This window comes from Sphingomonas sp. LH128 (assembly GCF_000293195.2).
GTDB classification, from domain to species: Bacteria; Pseudomonadota; Alphaproteobacteria; order Sphingomonadales; family Sphingomonadaceae; genus Novosphingobium; species Novosphingobium resinovorum_A.
Genome location: NZ_ALVC01000001.1, coordinates 14423 through 33181, shown reverse-complemented (window position 1 = coordinate 33181; position 18759 = coordinate 14423). Strand labels below are relative to the sequence as shown.

At 62.5% G+C, this 18759-nt stretch carries 34 protein-coding genes; 9 read left to right on the top strand and 25 right to left on the bottom strand.

The window, feature by feature from the left end:
* The 25 genes from LH128_RS31070 to LH128_RS32885 all read right to left on the bottom strand — a co-directional run.
* Nucleotides 1-334: hypothetical protein (locus LH128_RS31070; RefSeq protein ID WP_008827548.1), on the bottom strand; the 334-nt coding region annotated here is incomplete at its 3' end.
* Nucleotides 334-708 carry a hypothetical protein gene (locus LH128_RS00240; RefSeq protein WP_327194999.1) on the bottom strand — a complete coding sequence of 125 codons (375 nt, stop codon included), beginning with the start codon at nucleotides 706-708 and terminating at the stop codon, nucleotides 334-336. The genes LH128_RS00240 and LH128_RS31070, both read right to left, overlap by 1 nt.
* Before the next feature lie 25 nt (nucleotides 709-733).
* Nucleotides 734-1228, bottom strand: a complete 495-nt coding sequence (locus LH128_RS00235; protein WP_008827546.1) for a DnaT-like ssDNA-binding protein — start codon at nucleotides 1226-1228, stop codon at nucleotides 734-736.
* Nucleotides 1229-1234: 6 nt separating this feature from the next.
* Complete coding sequence (locus LH128_RS00230) at nucleotides 1235-1450, bottom strand: hypothetical protein (RefSeq protein ID WP_008827545.1); 216 nt, start codon at nucleotides 1448-1450, stop codon at nucleotides 1235-1237.
* A 70-nt stretch (nucleotides 1451-1520) separates the two neighbouring features.
* Complete coding sequence (locus LH128_RS00225; RefSeq protein WP_008827544.1) at nucleotides 1521-2588, bottom strand: major capsid protein; 1068 nt, start codon at nucleotides 2586-2588, stop codon at nucleotides 1521-1523.
* Nucleotides 2589-2600: 12 nt separating this feature from the next.
* Nucleotides 2601-3050 carry a hypothetical protein gene (locus tag LH128_RS00220; protein WP_008827543.1) on the bottom strand — a complete coding sequence of 150 codons (450 nt, stop codon included), beginning with the start codon at nucleotides 3048-3050 and terminating at the stop codon, nucleotides 2601-2603.
* Nucleotides 3051-3056: 6 nt separating this feature from the next.
* On the bottom strand, nucleotides 3057-4406 hold the full coding sequence (locus LH128_RS00215) for a hypothetical protein (protein WP_008827542.1): 1350 nt from the start codon (nucleotides 4404-4406) through the stop codon (nucleotides 3057-3059).
* Nucleotides 4403-5794 (bottom strand): anti-CBASS protein Acb1 family protein, encoded by a 1392-nt coding sequence (locus LH128_RS00210; RefSeq protein WP_008827541.1) that lies wholly within the window; start codon nucleotides 5792-5794, stop codon nucleotides 4403-4405. The genes LH128_RS00215 and LH128_RS00210 overlap by 4 nt, the downstream gene beginning before the upstream one ends.
* A gap of 46 nt (nucleotides 5795-5840) precedes the next feature.
* Nucleotides 5841-7346, bottom strand: coding sequence for a phage terminase large subunit (gene terL / locus LH128_RS00205; protein WP_008827540.1), 1506 nt, complete (start codon nucleotides 7344-7346; stop codon nucleotides 5841-5843).
* Nucleotides 7315-7848 carry a DNA-packaging protein gene (locus LH128_RS00200; protein WP_008827539.1) on the bottom strand — a complete coding sequence of 178 codons (534 nt, stop codon included), beginning with the start codon at nucleotides 7846-7848 and terminating at the stop codon, nucleotides 7315-7317. Before LH128_RS00200 ends, terL begins: the two co-directional genes overlap by 32 nt.
* The gene (locus LH128_RS00195; protein ID WP_008827538.1) at nucleotides 7845-8222 is read right to left on the bottom strand and encodes a helix-turn-helix domain-containing protein; all 378 of its coding nucleotides are present in this window, start codon (nucleotides 8220-8222) and stop codon (nucleotides 7845-7847) included. The genes LH128_RS00200 and LH128_RS00195 overlap by 4 nt, the downstream gene beginning before the upstream one ends.
* A 145-nt stretch (nucleotides 8223-8367) precedes the next feature.
* A complete protein-coding gene (locus LH128_RS00190; RefSeq protein ID WP_008827537.1) occupies nucleotides 8368-8592 on the bottom strand; it encodes a hypothetical protein in 225 nt (74 codons plus the stop codon).
* Entirely contained in the window at nucleotides 8593-8877 is a 285-nt protein-coding gene (locus LH128_RS00185; protein WP_037516692.1) for a hypothetical protein, read from the bottom strand.
* A gap of 60 nt (nucleotides 8878-8937) precedes the next feature.
* Entirely contained in the window at nucleotides 8938-9549 is a 612-nt protein-coding gene (locus LH128_RS32900) for a hypothetical protein (RefSeq protein WP_172704845.1), read from the bottom strand.
* Nucleotides 9546-10904 carry a replicative DNA helicase gene (locus tag LH128_RS00175; protein WP_008827534.1) on the bottom strand — a complete coding sequence of 453 codons (1359 nt, stop codon included), beginning with the start codon at nucleotides 10902-10904 and terminating at the stop codon, nucleotides 9546-9548. The genes LH128_RS32900 and LH128_RS00175 overlap by 4 nt, the downstream gene beginning before the upstream one ends.
* Nucleotides 10901-11068, bottom strand: a complete 168-nt coding sequence (locus LH128_RS32895; RefSeq protein WP_172704844.1) for a hypothetical protein — start codon at nucleotides 11066-11068, stop codon at nucleotides 10901-10903. Before LH128_RS32895 ends, LH128_RS00175 begins: the two co-directional genes overlap by 4 nt.
* A complete protein-coding gene (locus LH128_RS00170) occupies nucleotides 11065-11415 on the bottom strand; it encodes a DUF1064 domain-containing protein (RefSeq protein ID WP_008827533.1) in 351 nt (116 codons plus the stop codon). The genes LH128_RS32895 and LH128_RS00170 overlap by 4 nt, the downstream gene beginning before the upstream one ends.
* A complete protein-coding gene (locus LH128_RS00165; RefSeq protein ID WP_008827532.1) occupies nucleotides 11415-11648 on the bottom strand; it encodes a hypothetical protein in 234 nt (77 codons plus the stop codon). Before LH128_RS00165 ends, LH128_RS00170 begins: the two co-directional genes overlap by 1 nt.
* A complete protein-coding gene (locus LH128_RS31660) occupies nucleotides 11645-12502 on the bottom strand; it encodes a helix-turn-helix domain-containing protein (protein ID WP_172704843.1) in 858 nt (285 codons plus the stop codon). Before LH128_RS31660 ends, LH128_RS00165 begins: the two co-directional genes overlap by 4 nt.
* 209 nt (nucleotides 12503-12711) lie before the next feature.
* Nucleotides 12712-13164: a hypothetical protein gene (locus LH128_RS00150; RefSeq protein ID WP_008827529.1), complete on the bottom strand. Its 453-nt coding sequence runs from the start codon at nucleotides 13162-13164 to the stop codon at nucleotides 12712-12714.
* Nucleotides 13161-13358 carry a hypothetical protein gene (locus LH128_RS32890; protein WP_008827528.1) on the bottom strand — a complete coding sequence of 66 codons (198 nt, stop codon included), beginning with the start codon at nucleotides 13356-13358 and terminating at the stop codon, nucleotides 13161-13163. The genes LH128_RS00150 and LH128_RS32890 overlap by 4 nt, the downstream gene beginning before the upstream one ends.
* Entirely contained in the window at nucleotides 13359-14273 is a 915-nt protein-coding gene (locus LH128_RS00145) for a phosphoadenosine phosphosulfate reductase domain-containing protein (RefSeq protein WP_008827527.1), read from the bottom strand.
* Complete coding sequence (locus LH128_RS34220; RefSeq protein ID WP_327194998.1) at nucleotides 14270-14392, bottom strand: hypothetical protein; 123 nt, start codon at nucleotides 14390-14392, stop codon at nucleotides 14270-14272. The genes LH128_RS00145 and LH128_RS34220 overlap by 4 nt, the downstream gene beginning before the upstream one ends.
* On the bottom strand, nucleotides 14389-14577 hold the full coding sequence (locus tag LH128_RS00140; RefSeq protein WP_008827526.1) for a hypothetical protein: 189 nt from the start codon (nucleotides 14575-14577) through the stop codon (nucleotides 14389-14391). Before LH128_RS00140 ends, LH128_RS34220 begins: the two co-directional genes overlap by 4 nt.
* Nucleotides 14574-14735 carry a hypothetical protein gene (locus tag LH128_RS32885; RefSeq protein WP_172704842.1) on the bottom strand — a complete coding sequence of 54 codons (162 nt, stop codon included), beginning with the start codon at nucleotides 14733-14735 and terminating at the stop codon, nucleotides 14574-14576. The genes LH128_RS00140 and LH128_RS32885 overlap by 4 nt, the downstream gene beginning before the upstream one ends.
* Before the next feature lie 25 nt (nucleotides 14736-14760).
* On the opposite strand from LH128_RS32885, the gene LH128_RS31065 reads away from it, so the two are divergent.
* From LH128_RS31065 to LH128_RS00090, 9 genes are all read left to right on the top strand, one after another.
* On the top strand, nucleotides 14761-15222 hold the full coding sequence (locus LH128_RS31065; RefSeq protein WP_172704841.1) for a helix-turn-helix domain-containing protein: 462 nt from the start codon (nucleotides 14761-14763) through the stop codon (nucleotides 15220-15222).
* A 688-nt stretch (nucleotides 15223-15910) separates the two neighbouring features.
* A complete protein-coding gene (locus LH128_RS00120) occupies nucleotides 15911-16216 on the top strand; it encodes a hypothetical protein (RefSeq protein ID WP_008827523.1) in 306 nt (101 codons plus the stop codon).
* Nucleotides 16216-16557: a hypothetical protein gene (locus tag LH128_RS00115; protein ID WP_008827522.1), complete on the top strand. Its 342-nt coding sequence runs from the start codon at nucleotides 16216-16218 to the stop codon at nucleotides 16555-16557. Before LH128_RS00120 ends, LH128_RS00115 begins: the two co-directional genes overlap by 1 nt.
* Nucleotides 16554-16913 carry a hypothetical protein gene (locus tag LH128_RS00110; protein ID WP_008827521.1) on the top strand — a complete coding sequence of 120 codons (360 nt, stop codon included), beginning with the start codon at nucleotides 16554-16556 and terminating at the stop codon, nucleotides 16911-16913. Before LH128_RS00115 ends, LH128_RS00110 begins: the two co-directional genes overlap by 4 nt.
* On the top strand, nucleotides 16910-17083 hold the full coding sequence (locus LH128_RS32880; protein ID WP_172704840.1) for a hypothetical protein: 174 nt from the start codon (nucleotides 16910-16912) through the stop codon (nucleotides 17081-17083). Before LH128_RS00110 ends, LH128_RS32880 begins: the two co-directional genes overlap by 4 nt.
* On the top strand, nucleotides 17080-17421 hold the full coding sequence (locus LH128_RS00105) for a hypothetical protein (RefSeq protein ID WP_008827520.1): 342 nt from the start codon (nucleotides 17080-17082) through the stop codon (nucleotides 17419-17421). Before LH128_RS32880 ends, LH128_RS00105 begins: the two co-directional genes overlap by 4 nt.
* The gene (locus LH128_RS00100) at nucleotides 17421-17885 is read left to right on the top strand and encodes an HNH endonuclease (protein ID WP_008827519.1); all 465 of its coding nucleotides are present in this window, start codon (nucleotides 17421-17423) and stop codon (nucleotides 17883-17885) included. Before LH128_RS00105 ends, LH128_RS00100 begins: the two co-directional genes overlap by 1 nt.
* Nucleotides 17882-18070: a hypothetical protein gene (locus LH128_RS00095; protein WP_008827518.1), complete on the top strand. Its 189-nt coding sequence runs from the start codon at nucleotides 17882-17884 to the stop codon at nucleotides 18068-18070. The genes LH128_RS00100 and LH128_RS00095 overlap by 4 nt, the downstream gene beginning before the upstream one ends.
* A 1-nt stretch (nucleotide 18071) precedes the next feature.
* The gene (locus LH128_RS00090) at nucleotides 18072-18683 is read left to right on the top strand and encodes a hypothetical protein (RefSeq protein ID WP_008827517.1); all 612 of its coding nucleotides are present in this window, start codon (nucleotides 18072-18074) and stop codon (nucleotides 18681-18683) included.
* Nucleotides 18684-18759 lie beyond the last annotated feature (76 nt).

Below are 18759 nucleotides of genomic sequence, written 5' to 3'. Positions count from 1 at the left end.
CGGCGATCGGCGCTGGCGGTGTAAGAACGGGCGAGCGAAGGGCCGGGGCGGGCGTGTCCACCTTCGCAATTGCCCGCGCGCGGTCCTGCGTCAATTCGCTGGACACCGCCGTGCCTGCTTCCTCGAACGCTGACTGGCGCTCCAGCACGTACTTGGAGAACGCGCCGGGCTCGATGTTCAGGGCGTCGATCGCGGCGTCGATGTCACCAGCGCGCAGGGCGACGATGAGGGCGGGGTAATCGATCCCGTCACGCAGCCTGCGGATCGCAGCGAGGAATGCAGCCGCCAGCGCGGGGGCGAGTGAGGCGAGGAGGGCTTCAAGCGTCTCGTCCATCAGCGGCGCGCCACGAACTGGATGGAACAGGTGATGCCTGCCTCGGGGATATTACGGACACGCAGCACGGTGACCGGCAGGCCATCGACCTCCAGCACCCACCCCGGCCCATACGCACCGCCCCACGGTGCAACGAGCACGACAAGATCGGTCGCAACGATCTGGCCGCCGGTTTCAACGGGAAGGCCGACCAGTTCCTTACCGACGCCGCGCGCAACGCCGTCTAGCGTCGTGACTTCCCGCGACGGTTCGGCAGGCGGTGACCAAGGATCGGGGCCGGGCGCGCCGGGGACATAGCGCACAAGCTCGATCTTGCCTTGTCCCAACCCATCTTCATCCGTGGGTGCGAGGAGGCGCTTGGATGTCGCCAACATGCGTTCGTAGAACCCGGCCGACACGTCAGCTTCCCAGCGTCCAAAGGAAAGCTGCGCCGTCGTCGTTGCAAATGAAGGCGCCGAGCATCCCGTCGATCTGACTGTCGATGAAGCTGGGGCCGCCGCCTACCGCAGCCTTGCCGTCGTCGAAGTATTCGGCCTCCACGACATCAACCTTCTCGCGCTTGACCCGCGAGCCGGTGATGATCGACGGGCCAGCCAGAATGCCCGGCGTCGAAGCCTCCAGCCATGCAGCGCGATAGCTGGCGTTGACCACGGCCGGCGGGATGACGTCGCTCGGGATCGCCTGCGTGCAGTTCACCGTTGCCCCGGTGCGCGGCCACGCAAGGTCCTGCATCACGCCACCAGTGCGTTGGCCGGTCCAGTATACCTCATAGCCATCGACATAGGCGCTGCCCCGAGCACGCAGGATGGCGGGCGACGGCGCGGTGGTGGGCAGGGCGTAGCCCTGTTCCGCTAGCCAGTCGGTCAGGCCTTGGTCGGTGCCGTAGGCGGCCATATACCGTCAGTCCTTGGCGGTGCGCACACGGCGAGCAGGCTTGTCGTCCGCATCGCCCTTGGCTGGATTGGTGACAGGCACAGCCTCTTTCGGCGCGTCCTTGCCGATGATCTCGTACCGGCCGTCCCAGCCCTTCGGGGCCTCCTTCACCTCGAACTCGGTGCCGATCGCAATTTCACCCTTGGCGCCATAGATGCCGCCTGCCGTGATCCTGATCTTCATTCCGTCTCTCCTATGCAAAAGGGCGGGACCGCTAAGCCCCGCCCCTCATTGCTCATCCCTGGCGGGAAGATCAGTTGTTTACGACCGAGTAGAACACGCCGCTGCGGCCATTGATGTCGGCGCGGATCTCGATACCCATCGCGTTCCAGACTTCGAACTGGTAGTTGGCGCGCGGGTGCTGGCGGGGCATGGCGACGGTCGAGGTCGCCATCGCCACCAGCGGACGAATGTAATCGGCGTTCGGGACAAATCCGAAGAACGAGTTGCCCGAAAGCTCGAAAGACACCGCCACCTTGTTGACGCGGCGATTGCCCAGCACGTAATCGAGGATGGTGCCCGGCTTGTAGCCCGCCGAACCCGAATAGGGGCGGTCCCAGTTGCGAGCGATCTCGGGCGAGATGTACAGGTTGACGCCACCCGTGATGTAGTTGGCGTCAAGCATCGCGCCGAACGGGCCAGCAAGGAATGCGTCGATGTCGTCCGCGTCGGCGGTGGTGAGGTCGATGTTTGCGCCGCCAGCAGCCGATCCAAGGTTGATGGCCTTGGAGTAGGGAGAGGTGCGGATGCCATAGGCGGTATAGCCTTCGACAACGATCGAAGCGTCGCCGTCGAGCACGTAGAGTGCATTGTCGCGGCGCAGCTTGGCAACGTGCGCTTCCTGGTCGTCTGACAGGGCATCGAAGTTCTCCGACTGCAGCGTGTTCCATTCGCGCCATTCACGACCGTATCCGGTGGCGAAGATGGGAACGGGAGTGCCGCGGTAGTCGTAGGCCACCTTGTCGAGCGGAACCGGAACCTGACCACTCATCGAACGGACGACCACGCCGGCATCCGACGACACGCGGTTCAGGTGGACCAGTTTCCCGATGTTGACCGGCTTGGCCAAAGGCATGAGATCTGCCATCCAGACCTGACCTTCATCCGCGCGCATGACACGGCGGGTGATGTTGTCGAGATCCAGCCACGCATCACGCGGCAGCACAGCGGCAGCGTTGGCGGTCAGTCCCGAGGTATTACCCACAGCAACGAGGGCGTCCTCGGTCTGGTGGAAGTGCTCGCGTGCGAGGCTGAGCTCGCCCCACCATGCGCCATGCTGGCGGGGGTTGTTGGTGATGAGGTCTGCGGAAAAGTAGCGCATTTCGAGGCCCCCTTATGCCACGACGATGCCCGGCTGCGCCTTGCGGGCGCGCACGAGCTGGTCTGAACCGGACTGGTTGTTGTAGGCTTCTTCGGCGATCATCATGACGCGCTGGCCGGTGGTGGCGAGGACGAAGCGACCCGTTGCGTTGGTCGTCAGGTTTGCCCCCCGCGCGACATTGACGCCGGTCGGGACGCGGACGTTGAAGAACTGCTCGTCGAGCGGCTCCATGCCGATGACGCGGCTACCGGCAACAGATGCGGTATCGACACCCTTACCGGTCAGGTAGTGGTCCTGAGCAATGTACACCTTGGTTGCCGCGGCGGCGCCGGCGATGGCAAAGCTCGTCCCGCTTTCCACCAAGCCGATGCCGGGGGTGACTGCGGCAGCGCAAATGCGCTCCTGAACCTGCGGAAGCGTTTCGGAGGTCGGGCCTGCGAAAATCTTGTTGTAGCGAGCCATGGTCGGTTACTCCCCTGCCGGGATGGCGAAAGCAGGCTTTTCGCCAGACTGCGGCTTGTAAACGCCGTTCACGCGGAAGGCGGCGGGCTTCTCGTTGCTCTTTTCGAGCAGCGCGTTCAGCACCGGAGCGGTCGCGTCTTTGGCGATGTCCTCGGCAAGCAGGCCACCTTCAACGACCTTGTTCACCAGCACCAGACGATCGGCTTCGGCCTTGTCGGCTGCATCCTTGGCAGCAGCGGCCTGCGCATCGGTGAAGGGCTTGAGGGCATTGCCCACGGCGGTTGCGATCTTGTCGTCGAGGCCGGTCATGGAATCGGCCAGCGCCGCTACCTTGCCGGTCAGCTCGTCGAACTGAGCCTTGTCCATTGCTTCGTGCTCCGTGTTCAGGGCATCGCCCTCGATGTTGTCGGGCGTCGGGCCGCCCTGAACTTCCCCAGTGATAATCTGAATGATGCGCCGAAGCAACGGCAAACGTTCTTTTCGTTCAACAGCGCGCAACATACTTTCAGCAGACCACGCGAGGTCGCGGTCGATATCGTCGTCGATCGTGCAGTTCATGACGTCGACTTTCTCGCCATCGGGGGCAGCGGCGGCGTTGACCATCAGTCCCACGCCCTGCTTTGGGGTGGCCGCGCCATCCTCGCCGATGAGGATCGCGTCGTGGTCGAACACGATGTCGGACGCCTCCCAGTCGACGCCCTCTTCGTTCTCGACAGCGGTGAGAATGGCATAGAGGCCGGTGGATGAGTGGATGGGCTCGCCCTTCTCGATCGCTTCCAGCACCGTCTTGCCGCCGTCCAGCTGGCTGGCAGTGGCGACGTCGATCACCTTGTCGACGAATACGCGGCCGTTCTCGCGGCGCACGTTGCGGTTCCAGGCGCCGATCCAGCCCCGAGCGAGGCCTTCTGGGTCTTTGGCCGAAACGAACGCGCCCTCGATCGTGGGGTGGCCGAGTGGGGCAGGGGTGTTTTCCAGCGAGCCGAACGCTTTCGCGATCTCATTCGCTGGGTAGCGCGTACGGTTCATCACGATGCCATCGGGCATGGTGGCGCTTGGCACGATGATGTAGTCGCGACCGTCACGGCGCTCGCGGCGGATGCCAGAGCTATTGATGGCGCTGCGGACGTTGATGCGGACGGTCTTTCCGACCGCACTGTTCATTGCCGGCATTTTCATTGCCGGCTTCTTTTTGGCGGCATCCGATTCGAGGAAGCCAAGCGCATCCTCCATCTGCGTCATCATGAGCATCTGGCTCTTCTCGCCAGCCGCGCCGGTCGTCGGTGCAGATCCGTCCATGTGCTTCTTGTGCAGCGCGATGGCCTTTTTCAGCGCCTCAATGGCTTTCGCTACGTTCATGGATTATCTCCAGGTGGAATATTCTGCGTCGGCCCATCCTCGGCCTTCTGCCGTTCGCGCTCGTCACGCTCGCGCATGAATTCGTCCCAGCCCTCGACGTCCTCGGCGGCGGCATAGCCAGCCTCCTCACGAATCTCGTCAAGCAGGAACACGGGCTCGTTGGCGGACTGGCTGTTGATCGACGACATTTTGACGGCGCGGTCCAGCTTGTCGTCGGGCGTGGCATCTAGAAGCGAAGTCCACCCAATCACCCAATCCTTGCGGTCCAGCACACCCCACGCGACCAGGCGCTCGACGAACTCGTACAGGATCGGCAGCACGCGGTTCTCACGGCGCGACATGTTCGTCTCGGCCCAGCCCTTGGCATCCTCGGTGCTGGCGCGCTCGCCGGTGACGTTGCCGATCAGTTCCTTGAACGGGATCTGCATTGAGGCGGCGAACGACTGGACGCAGGTTTCCCAGAATTCCTTAGGTTGGGGCAGGGTGATCGTCAGGGGCTTGGCCGTGAAGCCGCCGAGCATCAGGAACTTGTCGAACCCGCTCTGGAAGTCGTCAGCCTTCTCGTTCAGCTTCTCGCGGGCTTCCTCGGGCGTCGCTGCGCCCATACCGCGCATCATGTCCTGCATCGACAAGCCCTGAGGGTTCTCGACGATCGGCGCACCGCGCGAGGACTTCCAGAACCCCTCGGCCCCTGCGCCCTTAATCTTCTCGGCATCCGACACGTCGTTGTAGCCGGGCTCCAGCGCCGAACTGCCGTTGACCGTGCCGTCATCGGACCAGATCAGCACGCGGTCGCGGTGGATGCGGACCTGCGACTTCGGGACTGCCTGAGGTTCGCCGACAGCCTGCTCGTCGAACTGGAAGTACAGCGGCTCGCCGTAGGTTTCGCTGCCCTCGGTCTGGTCCCACTCGACAACGGTAAGCTGGCCTTCCCACGCAGGGGCGATGCCGACGATGCTCTCGACGCCTCGGCGCACGGTAGTGACGGGCTGGTCGAGGCGCTGGCCGTCGCGCAGGTAGATGATCGCGCCAGCATAGGCCCCGACCATCGATCGGCGGTCCGCATCCATCAGGCCGCGCCAGATTCCCTTGCGCGCGAAGTGCTTGGCGATGGCAGCCTCTGCCGGACTGGCAGCGGGCTTATCGCTTTCCCACAGCGCGGGCATGGTCGCCCACGTCTTCGCAATGGTCTTGTCGATCGCGGACGCTGCGATGCCTGAGCGGCAGTACATGCGGTGGAAGTCGTGGAAGGTGAGGGATTCCTTCCAGCCGTAATCGCGAGCGTAGTCGTGCTTGGCCGACATGCCATAGAGCCACGGCATTGCGCGCTGGAGACGATCGCGGATCGCTGACGTCGCATTGGCGATGATGGAATGTTGCGCCGACATGGCGCATAGTTACGCGAACGCGAAAGAATGCGCAATCATGTTGCTGTCAGAGGAACCAACCTGTCTTGGCCCCCTGCTCCGCGAGCATATCCGCAATCGCATCCATGAGCGGGTCAACCTGGTCGTCCCATCCGGTGCCGAGGCCGTCGAACATCTGCAGTTCGGCACGCAGGACAACCTTGCATTCGTGGTCGTCGGGCAGATGCACCATGCCGGTCGCGATCCATGGCGCAGCGTCCAGACCGCGCGTGTACTTGTCCTTGTCGCGCGGCACGGCGATGACCGGGATACCCTGATTGCGCCGCATAGACTGGATCAGTCCGGTGCCGGACGCCTTGTCCTCAACCTTGAAGCCGCGCGGTGCAAGGTGCTTGTGCTTCTCCCAGAACGCCTTGGCGGTCTTCTCCAGTTCGGGTGCCTCCCACTTCCCGCGCACCTGGTCGATCAGGTAGATCCCGTTCGCCGCCTTACCCCATAGCTGGAACACCGAAAAGTCGTTGCGCTCGCCAGTCTTCTGCGCGGTATCGGCATAGATCGCGTACCACTCGATCGGCGGCAGTTCGTTCCACCACCGAAAGCCGTCCATGTTGAACAGCGCACCCTCGATCGACACCGGCCGCTGCATGTACTGGCTGGCATAGGTGTAGGCGTCGGCCTTGAGCACTTCGATCTCGGCGGCACTGTGCTTTTCGGACCATAGCGGGCCATCGGGCAGGCCGTGTTCAATCGGTATGCCATGCGTCCACTCAATCGGGTACGGATCGGCGCTGTTGATGATCACGGGAAGGTTGAGGTGATGCCACTTCTCGCCCGTCCCGCCGGTCAGCAGGTGGCCCACGAAGTCGTCGGAGTGCAGTCGCTGCATGATGACGATGATCGGCACGTCATCGTGCGCCAGACGGCTGCGGAAGGTGTTCGTGGCGCGTTGGTTCACCTTCTTGCGCTTGGTTGGCGAGAAGGCGTCATCGGGCTTGAGCGGGTCATCGACGACGAGCGCCCCGGTGAACACGCTGCGGTCCATGTACCCGGCGCGGAAGCCAGTGATCGGGCCGCCTGCCGCCTTCGCCAGCATCCCGCCGCCCTCTGCCGTCTTCCAGCGATCCTTGGCCTTGCTGTCCACGCGGATCGTGACGGGCTTCACGCTCTGGTAGCCATCCAGGGCAATAAGCTGCAGCACCTTGTCGCTGTTCTCGCGGGCTAGATCGTCCGAGAATGTCGAATGGATAAAGCGCGCCTTCGGGTTCACATGGAAGCCCTTGGCGATGAAGTTCACGACCGCCGCCTCGGTCTTGGTATAACCGGGCGGCACAGTGATGATGAGGCGGGTGATCTCGCCCGACAGCACGCGGTCCAGCGTCTGCCCGATCACGCGATGATGCGGACCCTCGATAAATTCCATGCCCTCGCGCTCTGGGAAGTACCAGCGCGCGAAGTCGAGCATCTTGCCTTCGGGAGCCAGCGCCTCCTTCTTCCGCTTCTCGACTACGGCAGCCAGCAGGGCAATGCGGGCCGCGCGATCGTCAGAGGCCGATTGCTGCAGGGTCGATGCCAAGGCGGCGCGCCTCCTCGATCAGATTGGCCGGCGTCACGTCCTCGGTCTTGATGGGGCCGCCGTTCCTGCCGGTCAGTTCCTGCTTGTCGGCAAGGCCAAGGTCGCGGGCGATGATGTTCGGGTTGAGCATGCTGGCAGAGGCCCCCTCGAACTTCTGGCGGAAGATGACCTCTTCGGCTCGCGTAATGACCTCAAGAAAATCGGGACGGTCTTTCCGCCATCCGCGCCATGCCTCTTGGGAGACGTCCAGAAACATGCACAGCCCGCCAATCGTCATGGCGCGCATCTTCGCGGTCGGCTCATGGGTGGCGGAGCCCTGGAATGTGACGAGGTTGTCCTCGTACAGCGGGTTGTCGGCATTCCACGCGAAATACTCGCAGCAGGCGTCCCACAGGTCATCAGGCTCGGCGAAGATGGGATTGCGACCATGGCTGGAGCGCGCCTCCCAGAAGCGGTTGCCGGGCAGGAAGCGGCCGGTGGTTTCGTCGCGGTCGTTGCTCACTGTACCGGCCCCTCCACATCCGCCCACATGGTCGCGCCGTTCAGCACGAAGCCAACGGAATCACACCATGCCCCATCCCAGTTGCAGATCGCGGGGTAGCCAGCGGAGAACCACAGCAGCATGTTGCGGCCGTTCTTCCGGTCCTCAGGCATTTCGGCTATCGGGTGCCACGCGATGGGCGATGCGATCTCCTGCCGCGTCGCCATCAGCGCGCGAACATCATCTTGCGGTACGAACACGCGCGTTCCTTTCTTGACCCTGCCGATGCGACCCGACGAGGAGAGGTTGTAGATCTCGTAGTACGGCACCCCGAGCATCTTCGCGGCGTCGTTCATACTGATGAGGGTGGGCTCCACCACAGCCACCGCGCTCACACCCCCCTCCCGAGGTTGCGGACAGAATATGCCGAAATTCCGATTTGTATCGATTGCACAGCGCGAGAACGGCTGCGGATGACCTCGTGTGCCATCGTAGCCCATCCCTCGCTCTGTAGCCCCCGCGTCGGTGCGCTGTGATCCGTCATGCGGGTTCTCCGGCGGCAAGGCGGTGGTAAGACTTGAGCATGGCTTCGATGGACCGCGCCTTGACGAATGCGGTCGCCTCGTCCTCGCCACCGAAGCGGGCAATCAGGCCACACGAACGAGCAGCTTGGACGTTGCTGTGCGAATGCCTGACCAGCTTCCATTCCCCGACCTCGCTTGCTCGGACGAAATCAAGCAGCGCCAGTTTCTCATCATCCATCATTCAATCCCCCTTGCTCGGGTTGTGGGTGGGCGTGCAGGCTGGCTGACGACACCCCTCACCGTGAACAGTCAGGTGGTTGATCTTGCGGGTCAGGTCGGTGAGCGCATGCTGGTAATGGCGATCGCCAGCGTGCTCGACACGAAGCGCGCGGACGGCAGCGCTGATGTCACCACGGCGGACAAGATCATTCTCAAACCCACCGTCCATCATCCGATCGATGAGAGCCAGATCCTCATCCGACATGTTGGCGATAGTCTCGTACATCCGTTCAAGCATCGTCGTCATGTCAGTCTCCAGTTTTGGGGTTGGCAACTCTCGCCCATCCTCGGGCGGGGTGGTGGGTGGTCATCGTTGGGCTCCGGATTGCTTGGCGAGGAAGTGTTCGAGGTGGCTGACAGGCTGCGGCGAGGATCGACCGGGCGGCGAAAGGCCGCGCTCCTTGACCCAATCGGCCCGGAATCCCTGCCATCCCTGCGTAACCGTCTCGGTCAGCGCTTCCTCCAGCGTCCACCCAGCCTTGCCGGCCTCACGACGCAGGCCATCGACTGCGGTGGCAGTCACATCGGCGCGCTTCCGGGCTCTCAGGTCGAGGAAATCCGCCCAAGTCTGGTCTTTCACGCCATCCGGCTTGGCAGGAGGCTGGAGTTTCGAACCTCGGCCCTTACGCGCGGGTGTATTATCCGGGTGGGTATGGGGGTGGGGGTGTTGGTTGGGGGTCTGGGGGAAGGAAGAGGGGGCGGGGGAAAGGGAGGGCGTTACGTTACTGTCGGCGTTATCCGTTACGTTACGCGTTACGTTACCTTCATCATCACCTTTGCGACGGCGACGATAACGCGCTTGACGCTCAGCATTGGCGGAGCGCGGCTTATCGAACATGCGCGCGAACTCAATTGCATCGGCAAGGCTCATCCCCTTGTCGGCAAGGAACTGCATCTGTTCTACCGTGAGGCCGCTCATCCGCGCACCGCCTGATAGAAGCCATGGAACTGCCCATGGGCGATTCCCTCTTCGCCATTGCGGCGCTTGGCCACGATGAACTCGATCTGCCCCTTGGCCGTCTCCATCGCCTGCTCCCACTCAAAGCGCTTGGGATCGTTCTCGGCGGGCTCAGCCTTGCGCAGATAGTATTCGTCGCGCACGAGGAAGAGCACGGTATCGGCGTCCTGCTCGATCTGTCCGCTGTCGCGCAGGTCTGATAGCTGCGGTCGCGCTCCAGGTCGGCGCTCCACCTCTCGCGAAAGCTGGGCGAGCGCGAATATCGCAACGCCGTTATCCTTGGCCATCGCCTTGAGTGACTTCGATACCTCGGACACGGCCTCATAGTTGGAGCGCCCTTTGGTGTCGGGACTGAGGAGCTGCAGGTAATCGACGATTACCAGTTCCAGCTTGTGGCCGGCTGCTTCCATGCGGCGAGCATGGCGACGGATCAGCATGTTGAGGCGGCCGGTCGTCAGGCTTCCGGCATCCACTACGGCAAATGGCAGCGACCCGATAAAGTCCCGTGCGCCGTTCAGCGCCTGGCGCTCCTTATATGTGAGGTCGCCGTCGCGAATGTGGGGGTACGGCACCGCGTCGCATTCGTCGCGGCCAAAGCAAAGGTCAGCCGCCATGCGGGCGGCGAGTTCCGTGCTCGACATTTCCAGCGACACAAACAGGACGCCATGGCCGTTTTCAGCAGCCCCAAGACCATAGGAGAGGGCAACGGCGGTCTTACCCATGCCGGGGCGCCCGGCGCCGATAATGATCTGTTTCGGCTTGGACGGCCCAAGCACTTTGTCCAGTGCGGGGATCTTGCCGCAGGTCACGCCGCGATTACCGTCGAGGTACGATGCGAACAGCTCGTCCATGCACTCTGACCCGGTGGGCTGGTGCACCAGATCGCTGCCCTTGACCGATATGGCCGCGTCCGCTTCCGCAACGATCTCGGCAGTGGTGAGGTTCAGATCCTCGCACGAAGCCGCTGCGTGGCGCAGTCCATCGGCCATACGGCGGCGCTGGGCGAGTTCAGCTATCAGCTTGGCGTTGTCGGCGCTCGAAAGGCCATAGGCGGCGCTGGTGAGGCGGGCGAGGTAAGAATTACCGCCCAGCTTCTCAAGCGTCTCGTCACCTTCAACGAAGCCTTTGATTGCGACCGGCGATACCGGCTTGCCCTTGCTGGCCTGGTCAATCACGGTTTCGTACATTCGCGCGTGAAGCGGCTCTGAGAAATCGGTCGATCGGACGAGATCAGCAATCTGATCAACCGTCGCATGGCCAGCCATGAGGCTGCCGAGCAGTTCGGCTTCGGCCTCGACGTTGACGACCGCGCTCATGCGGCAGTCCAATCAAGATAGAGGGATTTGAAGCGCTCATACGCGGCCATCCGCTTTTTCGTTAGCGCGACCTCTTCGCGCATCAGCGCGGTGTAGGTTTCCCAAGCCTCGGTGACGGCCGCTTCATCAACCTTGGGCGCCTTCGCGCGGGCGGCGGAATTCATACAGTCCTCCAATCAATGGCGGGCCACATGGCGCGCGCAAACGCGAGGCGCAGGGTGGATGCTTCTGTGTTCGTGGCCTTTCCGCCCTTCACGTCCTCGCAGACCTTTTGGCCGCGCTCGATGTAGGCGAAGTCCGGCGTGTATATCGCGCGCCGCCCGTTGAGGTGCGTCACCGGCTTGCCTTCAATGGCGAAGGTAAAGACGGGCTCGACTTCAAGGCCGACGATCTCCCCGGCGCGCTGCAGTAGATGCAGATCGTTGCAGCGCCGCGCTTCCTTGGCACTGGCGTGGGTGTGACCATGGGTGCACGGCGACTTGCGTGCGCCGAACTTGTTGCGAGCGACCATCAGAACATCCTCATCTGATCGTCGGTCTGCGCAGCAATGAACGCGGTGCGCGCGGCCTTGGCGTGGCAAAGGTCGATCATGGCCGCGATGTTCTCGGCGCGGGCGTCTGACAGCTTGGAGCGAGCGCGACGGGCGCGCTTTTCGGCGACAGTCACAACCTGCTCAAGCCGATCAAGGCTGACCGGAGCGGCGGGCACAACCGCTATGATCTTGTCGAGGGTGACCGCGTTCATGCCGCCATCGCCTCCGGAAGCTGGAAGGACCAAGCCTCCTCAAGCTCCTCAACGGCGCAGTCGAACTCTTCGTTGGTGAGAAGCTGTTCAGCCCGCTTTAGCCAGTTGAGCGCAGTGGTGTGGTCTTCCTTGCCGAGAAACCGGGCGATGCGCGGGCTGGTCCAGCCATGGCCATGCAGCACGTGCGCAACAGCGGCGCGGGGGCGAAGGAATTTCTGCGCGCGATCGGCGCTCTTGATCTCCTCGACCGTGACGGAGAAGACCTGGGCGGCGCGTTCCAGAACCCGGCGGGCGGGCGCGATGTGTTGCGAGACACTGGCAAGCGGCGGCAGTTCCTTGCCGGTCACGATTATTCCATGCTTCACGCGCCAGCGGGCCAGATCGACGGCGTTCTGGTCGAGTATCAGGCGGCGCGCTTCCTCGGCGCGGATGCCGCCTTTGCGCATGAGGCCGCGATACGCGGGGCGCAGATGAGGGGGGCACCATGCCAGGCGAGTGGCTGAGACACCTTTCCCGGTGCGCACCGCCCGTTCACTTCCGGCTGAGATTATAGACTTTTCCCAAATACGGTTCGCAGTGATCAGTGCCCGGCTGCGCTCGGCATGCTCAGGAGTTGATGTGAATGCGCGCAGGCGGTCGCCAAGCTGCTTGACCAGTTCGGGATCATGGGCAAGGCGGCGACGATACCCTGCGGCTCTTTTTGCCTGGTGTTCTGGGTTGATCGCGATGCAATTTGCGCAGAAACCGCTTTTGTTCGGCGCGATCGCCTTTTTGCAGGCGGTGCATTCCGAAGTTTTCGATCGGGCCTTTTCACCACAAATTTTGCACATGCCCGTCTTGCTGCTGGGCGACATAGTGCGTCCACATGCGCAGGTGGGGTTATTGGAGTCGCGGCACTTCCTGCACATGCCCGTCTTGCACCCCCGGCTCACAGCGGTGCCGCACTTGCATAGGAATCCGAGAGACTGGTGATAGTCCTTCTCGCACTGGCGGCAGCGCTTGTAGCGGCCGGTGCCCCGCGAGTTCTCTGGTGTGCGGTCATGTCCGCAGTTGAAGGGGCCCATCACGCAGCCCTCACCAGCTTAGCCAGCTGCGCGTCGATCGCAGCGCGGGCGCGCTCCAGAGTGGCGCGGCTGTCGCGCACTTCCTCGGGGCTGATGGCGTCATCGTCCTCAAGCGCCTGAGAGAGCGCGAGTGCAGCTTCCAGAACTGCAGACTGCGCCTTGCGATCGTGCATCGCAGCGCCGCCGGGGCGACTGTTCACGCAGAGGCGATCAAGCGCGCCGGTAAAGCGGCCATTCCACTCCCGCTTGGCGGAAGCATAGGCGACCACGCCCATTTCAGCGGTGGCAGTGCGGTACTTGGCCGCCTGGTCCTCGCTCTTGCCGAGGACACGCCCGATGTCGGCGTCGGTCAGACCATCCTCGTTCTTGATGATCGTCAGTTCCTCCGCGATGGCTTCAAGCACCTTCGAAGCGGAAAAAATGCTGCGCTGCGGCGTAGATTGTCGGGTCACGGGTGAGATACCTCGCGGTCATGAACTGGATTGAACAAAAAGCCCGAGAGCGCCTCACAGTTGGGAGCGGACACGCTCTCGGGCAGGCTGCTGGCGGGGTTGGCCAGCGGGGAAGGGTTGCTGGCGTCGTCGTTGGGACGATCGCCAGCGTGCGACCGCGAAGGTGCGGCGGGGGAAAGGGTGATCGGGCGCATTCAGGCGGCTTCCTGACACCACGTGCCGCACTCGGCGTCCATCTCGACGGTATCGTCAGAAAGGAGCCCAGCGAACATGTCGGGCTGGCGCTGAACGTCAGAAATCAGTTCGGCATAGCTGTATTCGGTGACGAACTGGCCATTGCCGATCACCTCCATGTCGGACCACCATTGCAGCGTGCCCGGCTTGGTGCGCTCGATTTCCCACAGTTTGGCGCGGGCCTTGAGCATGCAGCCGTCGCAGTTGCCTTCGAACCCGAAGATGCCCAGATCGAAGCCCTGCGGGAGAAGGTGAGCAACGGCGGCTGCGCCCAGCTTGCGGATCAGATTGACGACATCGCCGATCGAGAGCGCGCCGAACCAGAAGCGGAACACGTCGCGCTGCGTGGCCTTGGCGTCGTCCATGGGCAGCGCGTTGGTCCACGCTTCCTTGTTCGGTTTGCGGGATTTCGCGACGCGATGGCCTTCATCGTGGCGCAGGCCGATGACGTTGGTCCAGTTCTTGTAGCCAAGCGACTGCATGAACCACTTCATCACGCGAACCTTGAGTTCGGCGGTGCACCAGCGCATGACGGCGTTGGGCGTGTATTTCTTGTCGCGGATCAGCGTCTCAAACGGTTCGCCAGCCCGGGAAGCCGTCTCAAAGGTCACTTCGGCAAAGCGCTCCTCGATCGGGAGGCTTGTCTTGCGGGTGCGGAATTCCAGCCAGTGGACCTTCACGCCCCAGCGCTGGGCGCACTCGTTGACGAACGTCAGAGTTTCCTCGCGCTCCTTGCCGGTGTTGGCGAAACAGACATGCACGTCATCCGGCAGCGTACCGCCGTGCGCGTCGATGATCTGCTTGAGCATGTAGGCCGAGGTGCGGCCGCCCGAGAACGAGATGAGCGCCGGGCCGGTGATGAGGTACGGATTCACGCCACCCCTCCCGTCCACCCATTATCATTCACGGCCTCGCGCACGGTGGCGCAGTGATGGGCGTGGTGGGTGCGCCAGGCGGTCGCGCAGATCGCGCGAAGGGTGAGGGTGAAGGTCATGCGGCGCGGCCTTGGCGTGCTGTGGCGGCCGCATGATGTCGCTCGCACATCCCCGCTCCGAGCAGGAACCCCACGCCGAAAGCGAAGGCGGTGCACTCGATGAAGAACTCGATCGCCGTTCCCCAGAACAGGCGAACTCCGGTCAACACGAGCCACGTGGTGATGAAGATGAGGAACGTCTTCATGCCGCCGCGTCCTGCCGGGGCGTCCACGGCTCGACCTGCTCCAGCACGTCGATCTGCGCGTCGGTGAGGCCAGAGATGACAGCAGGCTTCCATCCAGTGCGTCGGAAGATGTGGATGGCGAGGGAGCGCGGCGGATCGCGCTTCTCGTTCGCGATCATGCTGGCGTACGACTGACTTATGCCAGTGGCTTCGCGCAGCGCTCGGGGTGATGGCTTATCCATAACGGATACATCACAGATTGTGATTTCAAAGGCAAGCGCAAAACATCACAATCTGTGCGGCGCATCTGATTTCACAATCTGCGATAATCACAAGATGGCTGATGACGCAGACAAGAACGGTGGACCGAACTACCTTCAAGCGTGGCGGGAGTTTCGCAAGCTCACGCAGGCCGAATTGGCCGCAAAGGTCGGCACCAATCAGAACATGATCGGCTACCTCGAAAGCGGGGAAAGAGGGCTGTCAGCCAAGTGGCTCCGCAAGCTGGCCCCGGCGCTTGAAACGCAGCCTGGCTTCATTCTCGAGCATAACCCCTTTGATCTGCCCACCGACATTGTCGAAATTTGGATCAATGCCAACGATAAAGAGCGCAAGCAGCTTGTGAGCTTGGCTCAGGCGATCGTTCGCACCGGGACTGACGGGTAAGGTAACCGCCATCGGCTCGAATCTGACTATGGCTCTGGGTCTATGGGCGGCGCTCACAACCTTGCTCAGTGCAATCCTTGGCGTCTGGAATTTCCGGATCACGCGGCACAAAGCGCAAACCGAACTTCCTTATATTCAAAATGAAATTCATAACGGGGCTAAGATTGTGCTCTCGGGCCCCAGCGCGTCTATCTGGCAAATCAGCGAAATTAAGCTGATAGCCCCCAAGAGCGCTGAGTTTATAAAGCAACACATGCAGTACGACGATGGCGGATCAATCACGGCCAGCCACACCACCAGAGAAGGTCGCATTCTCAAAGGTGGCGAGCACTACCTCGTCGTAGCTTCATCAGTCTGGCCGGCCGATTTGTCTGTGACGATTTGCCTAAGAAGCGCTCCCAAGACCAAGAGGTCGCTGAGGACGCGCGTGACCAGATAGGTCGATACCAGATTTGCCAGCAGGGATATCCCGAGGCAGCAGGCTAGAAATTCAACCATCGTTATCTCCAGAAGCGGGCAAAGGCTTTCCTACATGCTCGACCGTCGTCATGCTTAGCACGGCGATTCGTACGGCCAAAAATAAAAATCACAGATTGTGAAAATGACCGCTTGACCGCACATCACAATTTGTGATTAAACACCTCCACACCCCGCACCGCCACAGCGACGCCGGGGAATGGAGGAAGAAATGTCCACCACCACAAAGTTTAGCGGCCCGTGGCATGTCATTACTGACAGCCAGGGTTACGACAACATCCATCACGCGCCCGCCGATGACGGCGACACGGGTGACATTGTTGCTACCTGCTTTCAGGATAGCGACCACGCCCGCCTGATCGCCGCCGCGCCGGAGCTTTATGGCGCGCTGACTGGGCTTGAAGGAATCCTCGCGACTGCTGAGAGCAATGCCAGCGGCAACCCGGAATGGGAATACGTTAGCAAGAGGATCAGTGCAGCCCGCGCCGCCCTCGCCAAAGCGCGTGGAGAAGCCTGATGCTCCTCCAGCCCATCACCCCGGCGCAGACCCCGCAGGCGAAGCGGGAGGCAGCAAACCTGCTGCACCAGCTTGAAGCGATGAAGCTGCTCGACGCCCTCAAGGATTACGTCGGACACCTGCAGGGCGCCAAGATCGAAGGCACCCCCGGCGCGCAGTCGAACTGGTCTGCGGTCGAGTTCCTTGAGCGCCTGTCGTTCGTCTTTCCCAGCGTCGAGACTGAGGCCGAACTGGACCAGTACCGCACCGAGCTTGGCATCGACGAAGAGGGCTACCGGCTCAACTCGGACGGTGAGCGGATGCACCGCTGGCACACTCCGGCCGAGAGGAGCGCGCTGTGAGCGACGCCGACTATTATCAAGAGTCGTTCGAAATCGCGATGGATCAAGCCGGGTGCTGGCACTTGGTCGAACAAATGACGCCAGAGCAGCGCCGCGGGATTGGCGAAAGCCTTGCTGGTTCTGCCGAGAACGAGAGCTTGGCTATCCATCGTCCTAGCTCCGGCGACCGCGTGGCTCAGATCGAACGGGAATGGCAACAGCGCCTGGAGGATGAGCGGGACCGGACAGACGCGGATCGCAAAGGAGCAGAGACGGCGTTGCGCCGCATTCTGAACGTCCATCGCGACGACCCCATCAGTTTCACCGACGCAGGGGAAGTCTATCGCCATGGCGGACGCACGGAGCGCATCGCATGACCGGCGGCGCGCAGGATAGCGGGGTGCTTCTGCTTCACCGGTTAAGCATTGTTGCCGTCCTGCCATTCATGATCGCCGTCGCCATCATCTTCGGAGCCATCATCGGACCGATTGAAGCGGTTGGCCAAGTCCTGACGGGATTTCGCCAGGGCTGGGGAGAAAAGTCATGACATTCGAAGATGAAGCGCATGACGACAAGATTATCGCGGCTCTGGACGATGTGCAGCGCGCGTTGGCTAGCCATGGCGTCATGGGTCGAACTGTCGCGCTCACGGCATTACGCCGCCACTTCCCCCGCGCCACCCCCGCACCCGCAGGCTGGCAGGGCAACCCTGACGCGTGGCAGCGTCGCAAGAAATACGCCTTGGCTGGTGATCCTCCCGGCAGACAGTACCAGTGGGAGCCTTGCTCAAGGCAGGAAGCGACGGGGCATTTCGACCGGCAGCCCGGTTACGAATACCGCGCTCTGTACACCATCCCCACCGCCCCGGCGGAAGGAGGGGTGTGATGGGCACCGCCGACCTTGGCGAAAAGCTGCAGGCCCTCGGAGCCGAAATCCTCGCGCCGACCAATCCATACGAGGTCTTGCGCTTCCGCACGTCTTACGGCGTTGGCGTCGTATATCGCGGCAAGCGCGGCGAGACTTGGAACGCCGAGGCGCTGGCGGCGCGCGAACACATGGAGGCCCGCAAAGGTTCGCTTGCCCCGGTTTCCGTCAAGGGCCGCCGCAAGGATCGCAGCACTGTCGGTGCGCTCCTGTCCCGCGATGGCGACTGCTGTTTCTTCTGCGGCGCGCCGCTCGATGGTGACGTGACGGTCGAGCACCTTGTCGCGATTGCCCACGGTGGCCCGAACCACATCAGCAATCTCTATCTCGCCCACGCGCAATGCAATCAGGCTGCCGGTCACATGAGTGCGCCGGAGAAGGTCGGGATGGCTGTGCGCCTGCGTCTGCAAGGATTGCCATCATGACCTACCACTCCGGCAAGCCCAGCATGCCCAGCGCGCGTTCGTTCCAAGTCCACGGCAAGATCCGCCCGCTGCTTGAGGACGACGCTCTGTGGGGTCCTATCGATCGCGGCCTGGTGTGGCTCGCCATCGTCTTCTGCGGCCCGGTCTTTGCGGCTGTCGCTGCTGTTCTGATTTTTGGAGGTTGATGTGAGCCATTTCACTGTCGCGGTTTTTACCGCTGAGAAGCCGTCTGATGAGCAGCTTACTGCAATTCTCCAGCCTTGGCACGAATATGAGTGCACCGGCATCGATGATGAATATGTCGTTGATGTCGATGTCACCGACGAAATGCGGGCCGACTTCGAAAAGTACGCCGATGAAGGACAGACTTTCGAGGATTTCGTGCCTGACTGGTCGAGCGCAGAGGTGCTCGAAGATGGCCGCTGCATCCGGCGTACCAATCCGAACAAGAAGTGGGACTGGTGGACGGTAGGCGGGCGCTGGACTGGCCTTCTGACGCTCAAGCAGGGCGCCACCGGAGACCTCGGTCATAGGGCTTGGTGCGCCTCTGCGGCAGAGGCAGGAACAGCCGATCGGGCCCGCGTCTCCGATGTCGATCTGGAAGCTATGGCAAACGCTGGCCATCCGCTGAGAACCTTCGCGGTCGTCAAGGATGGGCAGTGGTTCCAGAAGGGCCGCATGGGATGGTGGGCCTGCGTATCGGACGCGATGTCCGAGGACGAATGGACCAGCGAGTTCGACAAGCTGCTTTCTGCCAGCAGCGACCAGTTCATCACCATTGTGGACTGCCACATATGACCCGCCACCCCGCCCTCTACGGTCTTCACGCCGCCATTATCGCCACCGTGTTCGTGATGGGCGCGGCGGCTTGGTG

Bases quoted from the DNA above. Each gene is read 5' to 3' on its own strand.
- LH128_RS00240 (WP_327194999.1), bottom strand. From the start codon at position 708: ATGTTGGCGACATCCAAGCGCCTCCTCGCACCCACGGATGAAGATGGG.
- LH128_RS00235 (WP_008827546.1), bottom strand. From the start codon at position 1,228: ATGGCCGCCTACGGCACCGACCAAGGCCTGACCGACTGGCTAGCGGAA.
- LH128_RS00230 (WP_008827545.1), bottom strand. From the start codon at position 1,450: ATGAAGATCAGGATCACGGCAGGCGGCATCTATGGCGCCAAGGGTGAA.
- LH128_RS00100 (WP_008827519.1), top strand. From the start codon at position 17,421: ATGGGCACCGCCGACCTTGGCGAAAAGCTGCAGGCCCTCGGAGCCGAA.
- LH128_RS32900 (WP_172704845.1), bottom strand. From the start codon at position 9,549: ATGAGCGGCCTCACGGTAGAACAGATGCAGTTCCTTGCCGACAAGGGG.
- LH128_RS00115 (WP_008827522.1), top strand. From the start codon at position 16,216: ATGCTCCTCCAGCCCATCACCCCGGCGCAGACCCCGCAGGCGAAGCGG.
- LH128_RS31660 (WP_172704843.1), bottom strand. From the start codon at position 12,502: ATGTCGCCCAGCAGCAAGACGGGCATGTGCAAAATTTGTGGTGAAAAG.
- LH128_RS00210 (WP_008827541.1), bottom strand. From the start codon at position 5,794: ATGTCGGCGCAACATTCCATCATCGCCAATGCGACGTCAGCGATCCGC.
- LH128_RS00220 (WP_008827543.1), bottom strand. From the start codon at position 3,050: ATGGCTCGCTACAACAAGATTTTCGCAGGCCCGACCTCCGAAACGCTT.
- LH128_RS00185 (WP_037516692.1), bottom strand. From the start codon at position 8,877: ATGACGACGATGCTTGAACGGATGTACGAGACTATCGCCAACATGTCG.
- LH128_RS00225 (WP_008827544.1), bottom strand. From the start codon at position 2,588: ATGCGCTACTTTTCCGCAGACCTCATCACCAACAACCCCCGCCAGCAT.
- LH128_RS34220 (WP_327194998.1), bottom strand. From the start codon at position 14,392: ATGACCTTCACCCTCACCCTTCGCGCGATCTGCGCGACCGCCTGGCGC.
- LH128_RS00105 (WP_008827520.1), top strand. From the start codon at position 17,080: ATGACATTCGAAGATGAAGCGCATGACGACAAGATTATCGCGGCTCTG.
- LH128_RS32895 (WP_172704844.1), bottom strand. From the start codon at position 11,068: ATGAATTCCGCCGCCCGCGCGAAGGCGCCCAAGGTTGATGAAGCGGCC.
- LH128_RS00140 (WP_008827526.1), bottom strand. From the start codon at position 14,577: ATGAAGACGTTCCTCATCTTCATCACCACGTGGCTCGTGTTGACCGGA.
- LH128_RS00190 (WP_008827537.1), bottom strand. From the start codon at position 8,592: ATGATGGATGATGAGAAACTGGCGCTGCTTGATTTCGTCCGAGCAAGC.
- LH128_RS00165 (WP_008827532.1), bottom strand. From the start codon at position 11,648: ATGAACGCGGTCACCCTCGACAAGATCATAGCGGTTGTGCCCGCCGCT.
- LH128_RS32885 (WP_172704842.1), bottom strand. From the start codon at position 14,735: ATGATCGCGAACGAGAAGCGCGATCCGCCGCGCTCCCTCGCCATCCAC.
- LH128_RS00120 (WP_008827523.1), top strand. From the start codon at position 15,911: ATGTCCACCACCACAAAGTTTAGCGGCCCGTGGCATGTCATTACTGAC.
- LH128_RS32890 (WP_008827528.1), bottom strand. From the start codon at position 13,358: ATGCGCCCGATCACCCTTTCCCCCGCCGCACCTTCGCGGTCGCACGCT.
- LH128_RS00175 (WP_008827534.1), bottom strand. From the start codon at position 10,904: ATGAGCGCGGTCGTCAACGTCGAGGCCGAAGCCGAACTGCTCGGCAGC.
- LH128_RS00095 (WP_008827518.1), top strand. From the start codon at position 17,882: ATGACCTACCACTCCGGCAAGCCCAGCATGCCCAGCGCGCGTTCGTTC.
- LH128_RS00170 (WP_008827533.1), bottom strand. From the start codon at position 11,415: ATGGTCGCTCGCAACAAGTTCGGCGCACGCAAGTCGCCGTGCACCCAT.
- LH128_RS32880 (WP_172704840.1), top strand. From the start codon at position 16,910: ATGACCGGCGGCGCGCAGGATAGCGGGGTGCTTCTGCTTCACCGGTTA.
- LH128_RS00215 (WP_008827542.1), bottom strand. From the start codon at position 4,406: ATGAACGTAGCGAAAGCCATTGAGGCGCTGAAAAAGGCCATCGCGCTG.